The organism is Kocuria rhizosphaerae (genome assembly GCF_044462265.1).
Classification (GTDB): Bacteria; Actinomycetota; Actinomycetes; order Actinomycetales; family Micrococcaceae; genus Kocuria; species Kocuria rhizosphaerae.
Genome location: NZ_JBISWL010000141.1, coordinates 1 through 14,495, shown reverse-complemented (window position 1 = coordinate 14,495; position 14,495 = coordinate 1). Strand labels below are relative to the sequence as shown.

The 14,495-nt window shown below is 73.4% G+C and carries 15 protein-coding genes; 6 read left to right on the top strand and 9 right to left on the bottom strand.

Features of this window, described 5'->3' with window-relative positions; all coding sequences use genetic code 11:
* Positions 1 to 163 precede the first annotated feature (163 nt).
* From ACH9EU_RS16395 to ACH9EU_RS16385, 3 genes are read left to right on the top strand one after another with little or no spacing between them, the layout of a single operon-like run.
* Positions 164 to 334 (top strand): hypothetical protein, encoded by a 171-nt coding sequence (locus ACH9EU_RS16395; RefSeq protein ID WP_396414973.1) that lies wholly within the window; start codon positions 164 to 166, stop codon positions 332 to 334.
* Positions 331 to 993 carry a hypothetical protein gene (locus tag ACH9EU_RS16390; RefSeq protein ID WP_396414972.1) on the top strand — a complete coding sequence of 221 codons (663 nt, stop codon included), beginning with the start codon at positions 331 to 333 and terminating at the stop codon, positions 991 to 993. The genes ACH9EU_RS16395 and ACH9EU_RS16390 overlap by 4 nt, the downstream gene beginning before the upstream one ends.
* A gap of 47 nt (positions 994 to 1,040) precedes the next feature.
* Positions 1,041 to 1,721 (top strand): hypothetical protein, encoded by a 681-nt coding sequence (locus ACH9EU_RS16385; protein ID WP_396414971.1) that lies wholly within the window; start codon positions 1,041 to 1,043, stop codon positions 1,719 to 1,721.
* On the opposite strand, the gene ACH9EU_RS16380 is transcribed toward ACH9EU_RS16385, so the two are convergent.
* From ACH9EU_RS16380 to serS, 6 genes are all read right to left on the bottom strand, one after another.
* Positions 1,679 to 2,659 (bottom strand): glycine betaine ABC transporter substrate-binding protein, encoded by a 981-nt coding sequence (locus ACH9EU_RS16380; RefSeq protein WP_396414970.1) that lies wholly within the window; start codon positions 2,657 to 2,659, stop codon positions 1,679 to 1,681. The genes ACH9EU_RS16385 and ACH9EU_RS16380 overlap by 43 nt on opposite strands.
* Positions 2,656 to 3,468 carry an ABC transporter permease subunit gene (locus ACH9EU_RS16375; protein WP_396414969.1) on the bottom strand — a complete coding sequence of 271 codons (813 nt, stop codon included), beginning with the start codon at positions 3,466 to 3,468 and terminating at the stop codon, positions 2,656 to 2,658. The genes ACH9EU_RS16380 and ACH9EU_RS16375 overlap by 4 nt, the downstream gene beginning before the upstream one ends.
* Positions 3,465 to 4,703, bottom strand: a complete 1,239-nt coding sequence (locus ACH9EU_RS16370; RefSeq protein ID WP_396414968.1) for an ATP-binding cassette domain-containing protein — start codon at positions 4,701 to 4,703, stop codon at positions 3,465 to 3,467. Before ACH9EU_RS16370 ends, ACH9EU_RS16375 begins: the two co-directional genes overlap by 4 nt.
* Positions 4,696 to 5,337, bottom strand: a complete 642-nt coding sequence (locus tag ACH9EU_RS16365; protein ID WP_396414967.1) for an ABC transporter permease subunit — start codon at positions 5,335 to 5,337, stop codon at positions 4,696 to 4,698. Before ACH9EU_RS16365 ends, ACH9EU_RS16370 begins: the two co-directional genes overlap by 8 nt.
* Before the next feature lie 121 nt (positions 5,338 to 5,458).
* Positions 5,459 to 6,466 carry an HAD-IIB family hydrolase gene (locus ACH9EU_RS16360; RefSeq protein WP_396414966.1) on the bottom strand — a complete coding sequence of 336 codons (1,008 nt, stop codon included), beginning with the start codon at positions 6,464 to 6,466 and terminating at the stop codon, positions 5,459 to 5,461.
* A 74-nt stretch (positions 6,467 to 6,540) separates the two neighbouring features.
* Positions 6,541 to 7,845 carry a serine--tRNA ligase gene (serS, locus tag ACH9EU_RS16355; RefSeq protein ID WP_396414965.1) on the bottom strand — a complete coding sequence of 435 codons (1,305 nt, stop codon included), beginning with the start codon at positions 7,843 to 7,845 and terminating at the stop codon, positions 6,541 to 6,543.
* 157 nt (positions 7,846 to 8,002) lie between these two features.
* Between serS and ACH9EU_RS16350 the strand changes: the two genes are divergently transcribed.
* Positions 8,003 to 8,944, top strand: a complete 942-nt coding sequence (locus tag ACH9EU_RS16350) for a diacylglycerol kinase family protein (protein ID WP_396414964.1) — start codon at positions 8,003 to 8,005, stop codon at positions 8,942 to 8,944.
* 45 nt (positions 8,945 to 8,989) lie between these two features.
* Here ACH9EU_RS16350 and ACH9EU_RS16345 read toward each other — a convergent pair whose 3' ends face one another.
* The 3 genes from ACH9EU_RS16345 to ACH9EU_RS16335 form a co-directional block, all read right to left on the bottom strand.
* On the bottom strand, positions 8,990 to 9,325 hold the full coding sequence (locus ACH9EU_RS16345; RefSeq protein WP_396414963.1) for a hypothetical protein: 336 nt from the start codon (positions 9,323 to 9,325) through the stop codon (positions 8,990 to 8,992).
* A gap of 142 nt (positions 9,326 to 9,467) precedes the next feature.
* On the bottom strand, positions 9,468 to 10,469 hold the full coding sequence (pheA, locus tag ACH9EU_RS16340) for a prephenate dehydratase (protein ID WP_396414962.1): 1,002 nt from the start codon (positions 10,467 to 10,469) through the stop codon (positions 9,468 to 9,470).
* Entirely contained in the window at positions 10,466 to 10,801 is a 336-nt protein-coding gene (locus tag ACH9EU_RS16335; protein WP_396414961.1) for a rhodanese-like domain-containing protein, read from the bottom strand. Before ACH9EU_RS16335 ends, pheA begins: the two co-directional genes overlap by 4 nt.
* A gap of 182 nt (positions 10,802 to 10,983) precedes the next feature.
* Here ACH9EU_RS16335 and ACH9EU_RS16330 point away from each other — a divergent pair, with 182 nt between their 5' ends.
* Positions 10,984 to 12,516 carry a PucR family transcriptional regulator ligand-binding domain-containing protein gene (locus tag ACH9EU_RS16330; RefSeq protein ID WP_396414960.1) on the top strand — a complete coding sequence of 511 codons (1,533 nt, stop codon included), beginning with the start codon at positions 10,984 to 10,986 and terminating at the stop codon, positions 12,514 to 12,516.
* A 359-nt stretch (positions 12,517 to 12,875) separates the two neighbouring features.
* The gene (locus ACH9EU_RS16325) at positions 12,876 to 14,414 is read left to right on the top strand and encodes an NAD-dependent succinate-semialdehyde dehydrogenase (RefSeq protein ID WP_396414959.1); all 1,539 of its coding nucleotides are present in this window, start codon (positions 12,876 to 12,878) and stop codon (positions 14,412 to 14,414) included.
* The last annotated feature ends 81 nt before the right edge of the window (positions 14,415 to 14,495 follow it).

Sequence of the window (14,495 nt, the reverse complement as noted above, 5' to 3'; positions counted from 1 at the left end):
CACCTGCCGGCCGATCCCGTGCACGGCGGGTGCCGGCCGGCACCCGTCCCCGGCAGTCCTCGTGGACCGTCACGCGGCGCCGTCACGGCCCCTTGTTCCGTCCGGGGCCTGTGGTTCGATGGACCCGGAGCCGGGACGGACCCGGCGACCCGAGAGGATGCGCATGTTCCTGCTGGGCCCCCGTGCGGTGCTCGTCCTCCCGGCGAGCGACCTCGTGCGCGCCGCTCCGACCGGCCACCCGGCGGCCGCCCCGGTGGGACTCGGCGTCCCGGGCGGCTCCGCCCGCCCGGGCCGTGCCGGGACGGCGGCGGACGGTCCTGCGGAGCGGAGGTGAGCGCCGACCGCGTGCCCTACGTCCTGCACTTCGAGAGCAGGACGGTCGTCCTGGGCGAGCCGGCCCACCTCGAGGAGCTCGACCTCCTGCTGCGCGGGGCCGACGTGCCCACCCGCCCCACGTACTGGCACGGCATGCGCCCGGACGACCCCGGGGCAGCGCCCAACAGCGTGGGCACCGACCTCACCGCGGAGCGGTACTGGGACCGGGTGGACGCGGCGGTCTTCGCCGCGGCCCGGTGGCCCGTGGACCTCGACGGCCCCCTCTACCTGCCCGCTCCGCCCCGGTGGCTCCAGCGCGCCCGGGCCTGGGAGTACGACCCCGTCGCCCCGGCCCTGGGCGCCGCGGAACCGGGCGGGTGGCTGCGCGTGCCCGGCTGGGACGGCACGGAGAACAACGACGCCGGCGCGTCCGTGGGGCTGCTCCAGCTCACCGATCCTGCCTCGTTCTGGGTCCTCGGCTCGGACGCCGACGTCCTCGACGTGGCGGACACCGCGCGCGAGCTCGCCCGGTTCCGGCAGGGCTTCGACCGGCTCGCCGCCTACTTCGGTCCCGACGACCGCATCGGATGCCTCCGGCTGCCCCTGATCTGCCGCGAGCCCCTGGAGGACGAGCTGCTCGCCCGGGGCGTGGACATCGAACCGCGGTTCTGGGAGTGAGGCGCGCCCCGGCACCTCGGCTCCACCCGGTGCCCGATACTGGGAGCGTGTACGTCGTGACCCTGGACCAGTGCCGCCGCGAGGACGGCGACCTCGTGCCCGCCCTCGTGCGTCACCTCGACGGCCTCCGGACCGAGGTGCCCTTCCAGCGCGCCGGGGAGCACCTGGTGCAGGGCATCGCCACCGACCCGGCCACCGCGGTCTCGGCGGCGCTGGCCGGGCTCCGGGGCGGGACGTGGCGGGTGGGCATCGGGGTCGGCCCCGTGCTCCTCGAGGCCGCGACCGACGCGGCGGGCCGGACGGGGGTGCGCGCCGACGGTCCGGGAACGGCCCACGCCCGGCGGGCCGCCGAGCGCGCGTCCCGGAGCGGCAGGGTGCCGGTGTGCGTGGCCGCCGACGACGACGACGTCGCCGCCGAGGCGGAGGCCGTGCTGCGGCTGCTGGGCCGGATCGTGGTCCTGCGCACCGAGGCGGAGTGGCGGGTGGTCGACCTGCTCGTGCCGGGGGCCAGGGGTCAGCAGAAGGTCGTGGCCGCCGAACTGGGCATCACCCCGCAGGCGGTCTCCAAGGCCGTGGCGCGTGCCCTGTGGCAGGAGGAGTGGGACGCCCGGCCGGCCGCGGCGCGGCTGCTGTCCCTGTGCGAGACCCCCGCGGCCGGCGGGGAGGCGGCGCCCCGCCCGGGGACTCACGGCTCGACGACGAACCCCTCGGAGATCATCCACTCGTAGGCGACGTCGGCGGGGTCCCGGCCCTCGACGTCCACCTGCCGGTTGAGCTCCTGCATGACGTCGTCGGTCAGCGCCTCGGCGATGGGCTCCATGACGTCCTCGAGCCGGGGGAACTCCGCCAGCAGCTCGGTGCTGTACACCGGCGCCGCGTTGTAGGCGGGGAAGAACTGCCGGTCGTCCTCCAGCACCGTCAGGTCGAGGGCGGGGATGCGGCCGTCCGTCGAGAAGACCTCCCCGAAGTTGCACTCGCCGTCGTCGGTGGCCTCGTAGATGGCCCCCGTGTCGTAGATCCCGATGTTGTCCTCCGGGACCTCCGAGCCACGGTCCAGTCCGTAGTGGGCGAGCATGGGTGTCAGCCCGTCGCTGCGGGAGTTGAACTCGGACTCGACGCAGAAGGTCCGCTCCTCCTTCGGCAGGGTCGCGATGTCCGAGACCGTCTCCAGGCCGTTGGCCTGCGCGTACTCCGAGCGCACCGCCATCGCGTAGGTGTTGTTCAGCGACGCCGGCTCGCCCCACGTCAGCCCGTTGCCGAGGTCCTCGTCGTGGACGGCCTGCCACTGCTCCCGCTGGTCGGGGATCCCCCGCTCGTGACCGAGGTAGGTCAGCCACGCCGTGCCCGTGTACTCGAAGGTGAGGTCGGCCTCCCCGGAGACCATGAGCTCGCGCACGGGCTGGGAGCCGGGCACGTTGGTGATGTCCTCGGTGTCGAACCCCGCGGCCCGCACGGCCAGGACCGCGATCTTGCCCAGGATCAGCTGCTCGGTGAAGTTCTTGGAGGTCACGCTGACCTCGGTGCCCTCGGCGCCCTCGACGGGCTCGATCGATCCCGGCTCGGCCGCCGGGACGTAGGCGGTGGAGGGCTCGAGCCCGCACCCGGACAGCAGCAGGCCGCCGGTGGAGAGCAGCGCGAGCGCGCAGACGTGGCGGAGGGTTCTCATCGCAGTCCCTTCGGACGGGCCACGTGCTCCACGACGCGGCCGATCCAGTCGATGGACAGGGCCAGGAGGGCCACCAGGAGGGACCCGGCGACCAGCACCCGCTCGAGGTCGAGGTTGACGCCGGTGGTGATCAGCAGGCCGAGCCCGCCGCCGTTGACGAACGTCGCCAGGGTCGCGGTGCCCACGACCAGGATCAGGGCGGTGCGCACGCCGGCGAGCATGACCGGCACGGCGAGCGGCAGCTCCACCCGGAGCAGGACCGATGCGGCGCTCATGCCCATGCCCCGGCCGGCCTCCACGAGGCTGCGGTCCACGCCGTCGAGGCCGACCATGGTGTTCTTCAGCACCGGCAGGATCGCGTAGACGATGAGCGCGACGACGGCGGCCCGGAAGCCGAAGCCGAGCCAGAACGCGAAGAGGACGATGAGCCCGACCGCCGGAGCGGCCTGCCCGATGTTGGCCACCGCGATGACCGGTCCGGTCAGGAAGCGCAGCGGCCGGCGGGTCAGCAGGATCCCGACCGGGATGGCGACGGCGAGGACGACCACCGTGGCCACGACCGTGAGCCGGAGATGCTCCACGGTGTAGTTCCACAGGGTCGCGGGGCTCAGGGTCACGGCCTCGGTCGGCGTCAGCTCCGCGGTCGACAGCCACAGGACGAGCACGCCCAGAACGGCGAGGATCGCGAGCGGCTGCACCAGCAGCCCCTTCCAGCTGTGCTGGTCCACCTCGACGGGCGGCGGGGTCGCCTCCGCCGCGTCGTCGGGCTCCCCCGCCGCGGGGGCCTTCCGGTCCGTCTGCGCGCTCACCGGTCCGCCCCTCCGCCGGCGCCCACGGCCGGCAGCTGACCGGTGTTGTGCCCCAGGGGCGCGTCCTCCGCGGCCACGGCCCGCCGGGCCTCGGTGATGGCCGCCATGACGGTCTCCACGTAGATCACGCCCTCGAGCCGGTCCCGTGGTCCCACCACGAGCGCCGACCCGGTGCTCGAGACCAGCATGGTGTCCAGGGCGTCGTTGAGCGTTGCCCCGGTGCCGACCAGCGGAAGCCGGTCGTCCTGGGTCCCGGGCACCTTCCCGGCACGCTCCAGCTGGCGGCGGGACAGCCACGAGAGCGGCCGATCGCGGTCGTCGACGACGACGACGTCCGTGCTGCCGGCCCGGTCGGCGCGCTCGAGGACCTGCTGGACGTCCTCCCCGGGCCGGGCGGTCGCGGCGGGCACCAGGTCGACCTCCCGGACCCTCGTGAGCGTCAGCTGCTTGAGGCCCGCGCCCGTGCCGATGAAGTCCTCCACGAACTCGTCGGCCGGTTCCGCGAGGATCCGCTCCGGGGCGTCGTACTGCACCACGCGGGCGCCCTCGTCGAAGACCGCGATCCAGTCGCCCAGCTTCACGGCCTCGTCGAAGTCGTGGGTCACGGCCACGATGGTCTTCTGCAGCTCGTGCTGGATGTTGATCAGCTCGTCCTGCAGCCGCTGCCGGGTGATGGGGTCGACCGCCCCGAAGGGCTCGTCCATGAGGAGCACCGGCGGGTCCGCGGCCAGGGCCCGGGCCACGCCCACGCGCTGCTGCTGTCCGCCGGAGAGCTCCCGCGGGTACCGGTCCCGGTAGACGGAGGGGTCCAGGGACACGAGCTCGAGCAGCTCGTCCACGCGGGCGGCGATGCGCTTCCTGTCCCAGCCCAGCATCCGGGGGACCATGCCGATGTTCGTGGCCACGCTCATGTGCGGGAACAGCCCGCCGGCCTGGATGACGTAGCCGATGCCCCGGCGCAGCTCGTCGCCGTTCATGTCGGTCACGTCCTGGCCGTCGATCACGATCCGGCCCTCGGTGGGCTCGATGAGCCGGTTGATCATCTTCAGGGTCGTGGTCTTGCCGCAGCCGGAGGGGCCCACGAGCATGACCGTGCTGCCGGCGGGGATCTCCAGGGTGAGCCCGTCCACCGCGGCCCGGGCCTGGCCGGGATACCGTTTGGAGACGTTCTCCAACAGGATCCGGGCCCCGGTGACGGACGAGTCGTTGCGGTCGGTGGTCACGGAGTCAGACACGGATACCTCTCGATGTGGTGAGACGGCCGAGCAGCACGAGCAGCCCGTCCAGGACGAGTGCGACGACGACGACGGCCACGACACCGGTGACCACCGAGGCCAACGAGTTGGCGCCGCCCAGCCGGGACAGCCCGGAGAAGATGAAGCCGCCCAGCCCGGGGCCCAGGACGTAGGCAGCGATGGCGGCCACGCCCATGACCATCTGGGCCGACACGCGCATGCCGGCCTGGATGACGGGCCACGCCATCGGGAGCTCCACGCGCAGGAACGTCGCCGCCCGGCCCATGCCCAGGCCGCGCGCGGCCTCGACCGTGGCCGGTGGCACGCCCGCGAGCCCCACCACGGCGTTGCGCATCACGGGCAGCACGGCGAAGAAGGTGACGACCACGACGGCGGGGGTGACCCCGAAGCCGAGGGGGGCGATGAGCAGGCCGATGAGCGCGAAGGAGGGGATGGTCAGGCCCACGGCGGACACGTTGTTGGCGACCGCCGTCAGCCGGGGCGAGCGGTAGCACACGGCGGCCAGTCCCACGGCCAGGACCGTGGCCAGCACGAGGCACTGGACCACCAGGGAGAAGTGCTGCCAGCCGGCGAAGAGGATCTGCTCCCACCTGTCGGTGACGTACTCGATCATGCGCGGCTCCTGGCGTCGGCGCCGGTGGCGGGCCCACCGGCCTGGTCACCACCCTACGTCAGATGTGACGCGCACCACGGACCCCGGGTGCCCGGCCGGGTCGCCGCGCACCCCCGTGCGATCAGAGCAGGGAGCGGAGGACCCCGACGACGCCGTCCTCGTAGACGCTGTGCGTGATCTCGGCGCACACGGCCGCGACCTCGTCCGGGGACTGGCCCATGGCCACGCCGCGGGCGGCCCAGTCGAGCATCTCCATGTCGTTGCGGCCGTCGCCGACGGCCACCGTGTGCGCCGGGTCGACGCCGAGCCGTCGCCGGATCTGCTCCAGGGCGCTGGCCTTGGTCACCCCGTTGGCGGCGATGTCGAGCCAGGCGCTCCAGCCCACCGAGTAGGTGACGCCGTGCAGGCCGGCCTCGTCGATGGCCTCGGCGAACTCCTCCGGGGTGTGCTCGGTGCTGTAGACCACCATGCGCACGGCCCTCATCCGCGCGAGCTGGTGGAGGTCCATGCCGACGGCCTCGATGCCGAAGGAGGCGTCCTGGAACCGTTCCGTCGAGTAGAACGAGCCGTCCTCGGTCTCGAGGGCGAACTTGGCGGTGGGCAGCCGCTCCTCGAGCGCCTCGAGGGCCTGGCTCGGGTCGAAGGCCACGCACTCGAGCACGCGGTGGTAGTCGGGCAGCTCGGGATCGAGCTCGAGCGTCATCCCGCCGTTGGAGCACACGGCGAAGCCGCGCTCCTGGCCGATGAGCTCGAGCACGGGCAGGGTGGCGCCCTTGGAGCGGCCGGTGGAGATCACGATGTGGTGGCCCCGCGCGAGAACGGCCCGCGCCACCTCGCGCACGGCCGGGGACATGTGGCCGTCGTGGTCCACGAGGGTGCCGTCGACGTCGAGGGCCACGAGGTACTGGACCCCGGCCTCCTTCTTCCACCCGTTCAGGCGCGGCGGGTGGATCTTGGACGGGATGCGGACGTCCGCGGCGGAGCGCTGCCGGGCGGGAGCGCTCGTGCCACCGGTCGTGTCCGTGAGGTCCTCCGAGTGCTCGACCTTCAGCGGGACGGTGGAGTTGATGCCGACGAGTTCGTGCTGGTCCTCGGTGCCAGCGGTCTTTTCTTTTGTCATGCGGGACATGGTGCCACATCACACCGACAGGGTGGCCGTGGACTCGGTGTGAGATGAACGTACGCCGAACGGAGGACGACGGCTCAGCGCAGGACGGGGACGACCTCCTTGCCGCGCAGGTACGGCCGCAGCGCCTCGGGCACGCGCACCGATCCGTCCGGCTGCTGGTGGGTCTCGAGGATCGCGACCAGCCACCGGGTCGTGGCGAGCGTCCCGTTGAGCGTCGCCACCGTCCGGGTGCCCCCCTTGCGGGTCCGCCCGCTCTCGTCCGTGACATCGGGGACGCGCTCGCGGATGCTGAGCCGGCGCGCCTGGTAGGTGGTGCAGTTCGACGTCGAGGTCAGCTCCCGGTACCTGCCCTGCGTGGGCACCCAGGCCTCGCAGTCGAACTTCCGGGCGGCCGAGGTCCCGAGGTCCCCGGCGGCGATGTCGATCACGCGGTACGCCAGCCCGCAGCGGGCCAGCATCTCCTCCTCCCACGCGAGCATGCGGGCGTGCTCGGCCTCGGCGTCCTCCACGGAGCAGTAGACGAACATCTCGAGCTTGTTGAACTGGTGCACGCGGATGATGCCCCGGGTGTCCTTGCCGCCGGATCCCGCCTCACGGCGGTAGCAGGAGGACCAGCCGGCGTAGCGCAGCGGGCCCCCGGAGAGGTCGAGGATCTCGTCGGCGTGGAACCCCGCCAGCGGCACCTCCGAGGTGCCGACGAGATAGAGCTCGTCCTTGCCCACGTGGTAGATCTCGTCCGAGTGGGCGACGTCGAACCCTGTCCCGCTCATCACCTCGGGACGCACGAGGTTCGGTGTGGTCATGGGCACGAAGCCGTTGTCCAGGGCCAGGTCCTGGCCCATGAGCAACAGGGCGGTCTCGAGACGGGCGACGTCGCGCTTGAGGAAGTAGAACCGGGCGCCGGAGACCTTGGCCCCGCGTTCCATGTCGATGCCGTCCACGAGCTCCCCGATCTCGAGGTGGTCGCGCGGTTCGAATCCCTCGGCGGCGAAGTCCCGCGGCTCCCCGACCGTCCGGAGCACCACGAAGTCGTCCTCGCCGCCCGCCGGGACGCCGTCGAGGACGAGGTTGTCCACCACCGCCACCAGTTCGTCCTGCCGGGCGCGGGCGGCCTCCGAGGCCGCCTGGGCCTCCTTGACGCGCACGGCCAGCTCCTTGACCTCGGCGAGCAGCGCCTTCTTCTCCTCGCCCTGGGCGCGGGCCACCCTCTTCCCGAAGGCGTTCTGCTCGGCCCGCAGGGACTCGTACTCGGTGATCAGGTTGCGGCGCTCGGCGTCCGCCTCCAGGATCCGGTCGATCAGGGAGACGTCGGCCCCGCGGGCACGCTGCGAAGCACGGTGGACGTCGGGGTTCTCACGGAGGTGGTTGATGTCGATCACCCTGTCAGGGTACCCAAGTCGCGGTGCGCCGCCGGGTTAGGGTGGAGGCCCACCGCGAGCCGCCCGGCACCGGGCCCGCGGCCCGGTGCCGGGGCACGGGCGCCTCCGCCCGGACGCCGCCCTCCACCCCGGCCCGCACAACCCGAGGAGTCCTCCCGTGACCGCCAGTCCCGTGGCCCCGCGACGGGTCGCCGTCGTCCTGAACCCGATCAAGGCCGACGCCGACGTCGCCCGGGACGCCGTCATCATCGGGTGCCGCAGGGGCGGGCTGCCGGACCCGATCTTCCTCGAGACCGCGGAGAACGACCCCGGGTACTCCATGACGCACCGGGCGCTGGAGCAGGACGTCGACCTGATCATCGCCGCCGGGGGCGACGGCACCGTGCGCGCCGTGGCGGAGGCCCTCATCGGCCACGACACCCCGCTGGGCCTGATCCCCCTCGGCACCGGGAACATCCTCGCGCGCAACCTCGGCGCCGATCTCGGAGACCCGCACCGCAACGTCGACATCGCGCTCTTCGGCTCCGAGCGGGCCATCGACATGGCCACATTCCGCGTGGAGCTGCACGACGGGACCACCGTGGACCACGCGTTCTGCGTGATGGGCGGGGCGGGGTTCGACGCCCAGATCATGACCGACACCAAGGACGAGCTGAAGAAGCTGGTGGGCTGGGCGGCCTACGGCGAGGCCGGCGTCCGGCACATCTTCGCGACCCCTCGGTGGGCGCGGTTCCGGATCGACGACGGCGGGTGGCAGAGCCGGCGGGTGCGCTCCGTGATGGCCGCCAACTGCGGCATCCTCACCGCAGGCCTGATCCTGGTCCCCCAGGCCAAGATCAACGACGGGGTGCTGGATCTCGTGGTGATGTCCCCGCGCAGCACGCTCGAGTGGGCCCTGATGGCCGCCAAGGTCGTGTTCCGGCAGCGGCGGGACCTGCCCGTGATCGAGTTCTTCGCCGGCCGGAAGGTGCGCGTGGAGTTCCACGAGCCCATCGAGTCCCAGGTGGACGGGGACGGCATGGGACTGATCACCGGCTTCGAGTCCGAGATCCTCCCGGGTGTGCTCTCGGTGCGGGTGCCCCCGTCGCAGGCCGACTGAGGCTCCGGCGAGCAGGGCCGTCCCCCGCGGCACCCGCCCGGGGCATCAGTCCACGGACTCGGGCCGGCGGCTGAGCCCGACCACGAACGCGCCCATGAGGACGACCACTCCGGCGCCCGTGGCGACGAGCGGCGCCTGGCCGCTGTCCACGAGTGCGGACAGCGGGTCCACGACGACGCGGGAGACCGGGACGAGATCCTCCTCGGCACGGATGTCGCCGACGGCGGGCCCCGGACCGATCTCGGCGCGCACGGCGGCCCCCGGGCCCACCGCAGCCGGCGCCGATCCGGGCAGGGCCGCGACGGGGGCGGCGGCAAGGGCGCAGGTCACGGCGGCGGTCGCACCGGCGAGGGCGAGGCGTCGGATGGCGGGAGCGGTCATGGCGGCACCTCCGGTCGTGCCCGGTCCCGACCCACGGGTCGATCGGCACCGGTTGAGCATCAGGGGCGCGGACGCGCCCGTACCAGCCATCCTTCATGCATAGACATATGTCAACAAGACGCCGTTCGGGGGACGCCCCGCGCTACCCCGTCCCCGGGACCGGGCGTTCGGCGACGCCGCCCGGCTCGCTCGGGCCCCCGCCCTGCAGGGACTCCACCCACCCCCGGGCCTCGCGGAACGCGCCGTCGGAGTGGTGCCGGGCGACGGTGGCCATCTTGTGGTCGGCGCGCGGGTAGGAGCCGAGGAACCGGGTGCTCGGGCAGACACGGCGCAGCCCCATGAGGGCGTCGGCCACCCTGGCGTCCAGGATGTGCCCGTCGACGTCGACGCTGAAGAAGTACTCCCCCAGGAAGTTGCCGGTCGGCCGGGACTCGATCCGCGAGAGGTTCACCCCGCGGGTGGCGAACTGTTCGAGGATCTCCATGAGCGCGCCGGCGCGGTCCTCCCAGAGCGGGATCACGAGCGTGGTGCGGTCCGCGCCGGTGCGCCGGGGCAGCGGCGCGCCGGGACGGGCCACGAGGACGAACCGGGTGACGGCCGCCTTGTTGTCCCCGATGTTCTCGGCGAGCACCTCGAGCTCCGGGTGCTGCTCCACCACCACCGGCGAGCAGACCGCGGCGTCGAAACCGGCCTCGCGCCCCGGACCCGCGGCCCCGTCCCGTGCGGGCAGGAGCGCGAGCGCCGCGGCGGCCGTGGAGGACGCCGGGACGTAGTCGACCCCGCGCAGGTGCTCGTCCGCCCAGCCCCGGACCTGAGCCCACGCGTGGGAGTGGGTGGAGACGGCACGGACGTCGGCCAGCGTGGTGCCGGGTGCGGCCACCAGGACGAAGCTGATGGGCACGAGCGCCTCGTGCACGATGCGCAGCTCGCCGCCGGTGGCCACGGCGTCGAGCGTGGCGGTCACCCCGCCCTCCACGGAGTTCTCGATCGGCACCATGGCCGCGTCGACCTCCCCGGAGCGCACCGCCGCCAGCGCCACGGGCACCGACGACACGGGGACGCGCTCGGCCTCCCGTGCGCCCTCCACGCCCAGCAGCGCGGCCTCGGTGAAGGTGCCGGCGGGTCCCAGGTAGGCGTACCTCACCGGACGGTCGGCGTCTCGCCGGTCTCGGACACCATCGGCCTGCCGGCGTCCATCCAGGCACCCATGCCGCCCAGCACGTTGACGGGCTCGAAGCCGTACCGCTGCAGCCACGCCGTGGCCTTGAGCGAGCGCCCGCCCGAGCGGCAGATCACGTACACGGTCTCGTCGGGCTCCACCTCGCCGTAGCACTCGGGGAGCCGGGCGAGCGGGATGTGCTGGGCGCCCTCGATGTGCCCGGCCTCCCACTCGAAGTCCTCGCGCACGTCCAGGACGTTCGCGTCCTCGGGGATCTCCTCCACCGAGGCGCTGGGCAGGTTGGCGGCGTTGTCCATCGTCCGGGTCCTCTCCTCGGGAACTGCTGTCCGCGACCAGCCTAGTCCGCGGTCACGTGCCGCGACGCGTCGACGGTCGGCCACCCCGCGCGTTCGCGAGCCCCGGCCGGATCGGCTCGCCCGGATACACTGGGCCCTACCCGCTCCGCCCGCGGGCGGGGCCGCGACAGGAGGGCGCGCGGATGATCACGGTCACGGACGTGCTGACGCTGCGGGGCCTGGGCCTGGAGACGGTGGTCGCGGCGGACACGGCCGCCCCCGTCAGCTGGGTCGTCACCAGCGAGCTGGCAGATCCCACCCCGTACCTCGACGGCGGGGAGGTCGTGCTCCTGACGGGAGTCAACACCGCCGTGCGGGGGTGCTCGTGGGCCGGCTACGTCCACCGCCTGGCCGAGCGCGGCGTGGTGGCCCTCGGCATGGGGGTCGGCGACCACCTCTCCTACTCCAGCGTGCCGGCCGAACTGGTGCAGGCGTGCCGGGAGACCGGGCTCACGCTGTTCAGCGTTCCCGAGCGCACCCCGTTCCTCGGCATCATCCGCGCGACCGCGGACATGCGGGCCGCCCAGGAGCGCGCCGACGTGGAGATGATGCTGGCCAAGCAGCGCGCCCTCGTGAAGGCCGCCGTGGCCGCCGAGGGTCCGGCCGAGGTCGTCCGGTCCCTGGCCGGACTGCTGCCGGGCGGCTGGGCAGGGGTGTGCACCGCCGATGCCGCTCTCGTGGAGCGCTCGGGTCCTCCCCCGGACCTGCCCTCCGACCGCACGCTGACCGAACTCGTCGCCCGGTTGCGCCCGGCGGGCCTCCGCGGCTCGCTGCGGGAGTCGGGGCCGCGCGGCAGCCTGATCGTCCACCCCCTCGGCGTCCACGGGACCCCGGAGAGCTACCTCGTGGTGGTCGTCCCCCGCCCCCTCGAACGCTCCCAGGCCGGTGTGATCACCACGGCGGTGGCGCTGCTGTCCCTGCACGCGGAACGGGCCGCCGAACAGGCCCTGTTCCGTCGCCGGGTCCACGCGGGTGCCGCGGCCCTGCTCCTCGGCGGGGACCCACGCTCCGCCCAGGCCCTGCTCGCCGTGCTGGGCGAGGGGACCTGGCCGGCCCCGGGCCGCCTCGTCCGGGCCGTGCGGCTGCTCGGCGCCGCGGACCAGGTCCGCGAGACCGTCCGGCGGACGGAGGCCCGCCCCGGCGCCCGCCCCGTGCTGGCCGGCACGCCCGTCCCGGAGCCCGCCGGCCGGGCGAGCGTCGGCCTGCTCGTCGAGGACGACCCCGGACAGCTCGCCGGGCTGCGCGACGCCGTCGGGAGCACGGGCCCGCGGGCCGGCATCGGCGGCGCGGTGCCCGTCGAGGAGGCGGCCACGAGCGACGTCCAGGCCCTCGAGACGCTCGAGCGCACCACCGCCCGGCATCCGGTCGGCGCGTGGGACGACGTCGTCGCCGGGGGCATCGCCGGTCTCGTCCCGCCCGAGGCCGCCCGGATCTACGCCGACGAGCTGCTCCTGCCCCTGCGGAGCCACCACGACGGGGAGGAACGGCTGGTTCCGGTCCTGCGGGCGTTCCTGGCGCACAACGGCAACCGGCGCCGGGCCGCCGCCGAGCTGGGCATCCACCGCAATACGTTCCAGCAACGGGTGGAGCTCGTCGAGCAGGCCCTCGGCCGCTCCCTGGACGACCCCCAGGCGCGCGCCGAGCTGTGGATCGCGCTCGGCCTGACCCGCACCTGAGCCGCCTGTGCACTGTGCACGGAGGAAGCGATCAATCCAGGCATCATGCCGCGTCCTCGGACGGTTAGTCTCACGGTGTGGGGCCGACATCCTGGTCACACCTCCGGCCCGCCCGGGAGAGGCCCCGTGACACCGCAGTTCCCGCCACGGCCCGCGGCGGGTGACCCGAGCCGGGCCCCGGCCCGGCACCACCGGTGGTCGAGCGTGGCATCACACCCCGGGAGTCACCGGGCGGGGCTCCGACCCCCTGCCCGTACCATGAACGGGCGGGCCCAGCGCTGTCGCCCGACCGTCCGACCACCCCTGACGCATCCTCCGAGGCGCCCGGTGCCTCCCGCGTCGAGAAGAGAGGTTTCCCCATGAGCATCACGGACAAGGCCCCCGCGGCCCCCGGCATCAAGGACCGCATCGCCGACCTGCTGGCGAAGACCCCCAAGGGCCTGCTGATCGACGGCCGGTGGCGGGACGCCTCCGACGGGGCCACCTTCGACGTCGAGAACCCTGCCACCGGCGAGGTCATCGCCACCCTGGCCTCCGCCACGCGCGAGGACGCGCAGGCGGCCATGAACGCCGCCGCGACCGCCCAGGAGTCCTGGGCCCGCACGCCGGCCCGGGAGCGCTCGGAGATCCTGCGTGCGGCCTTCGACCTGGTCCAGGAGCGCTACGACGACCTGGCGCTGCTGATGACCCTGGAGATGGGCAAGCCCTTCGCCGAGGCCCAGGGCGAGGTGAAGTACGGCGGGGAGTTCCTGCGCTGGTTCTCCGAGGAGGCCGTGCGCGACTACGGCCGCTACACGGAGTCCCCCGAGGGCACCCTGCGCATGCTGGTCTCCCGCAAGCCCGTGGGCCCGTGCCTGCTGATCACCCCGTGGAACTTCCCGCTGGCCATGGCCACCCGCAAGGTCGCCCCGGCCGTGGCCGCCGGCTGCACCATGGTGCTCAAGCCCGCCCGTCTGACCCCGCTGACCTCCCAGTACTTCGCGCAGATCATGATCGACGCCGGGCTCCCGGCCGGGGTGCTCAACGTGGTCTCCTCGGCCTCCGCCGCCGCGGTCTCGGAGCCGATCATGGCCGACCCCAGGCTGCGGAAGGTCTCCTTCACCGGCTCCACCCCGGTGGGCAAGCAGCTGATGAAGCTGGCCACCGACAACGTGCTGCGCACCTCCATGGAGCTGGGCGGCAACGGCCCCCTGCTCGTCTTCGAGGACGCCGACATCGACAAGGCCGTGGCCGGGGCGATGGCCGCCAAGATGCGCAACATGGGCGAGGCCTGCACCGCCGCCAACCGGCTGCTCGTGCACGAGTCGGTGGCCGAGGAGTTCGTGACCAAGCTCGCCGAGAAGATGTCCGCCCTGACCGTGGGCAACGGCGTGGACGAGGGCGTGACCGTCGGCCCGCTGGTCGAGGCCAAGGCCCGCGACTCCGTCGAGGAGTTCGTCGCCGACGCCGTCTCCCGGGGTGCGGAGGTCGTCGTGGGCGGGGCGCGCGTCGACGGGCCGGGCTACTTCTACCAGCCCACCCTGCTGCGCAACGTCCCCCGCGACGCCCGGGCGGTGACCGAGGAGATCTTCGGTCCCGTCGCCCCGGTCGTGACCTTCAAGGACGAGGACGAGGCCGTGGAACTGGCCAACTCCACCGAGTACGGACTGGCCTCCTACGTGTTCACCGAGAACATCTCCCGCGGCCTGCGCATCGGGGACCGCATCGAGTTCGGCCTGATGGGCCTCAACGTCGGGGTGATCTCCAACGCGGCCGCACCCTTCGGCGGGGTCAAGCAGTCGGGCCTGGGCCGCGAGGGCGGGGCCGAGGGCATCGCCGAGTACACCACCACCCAGTACATCGGCATCGAGAACCCCTGGGGCGCCCTCCCGCCCTCCGGCTCCGGCACCCCCGCCTGAGCGGCCGGCGCCGGGCGGAGGGACCACCGCTCCGTCCGGCGCCGGACCACGAGGCCCTGTGCCTCCCTCCGCGAGGAGCGG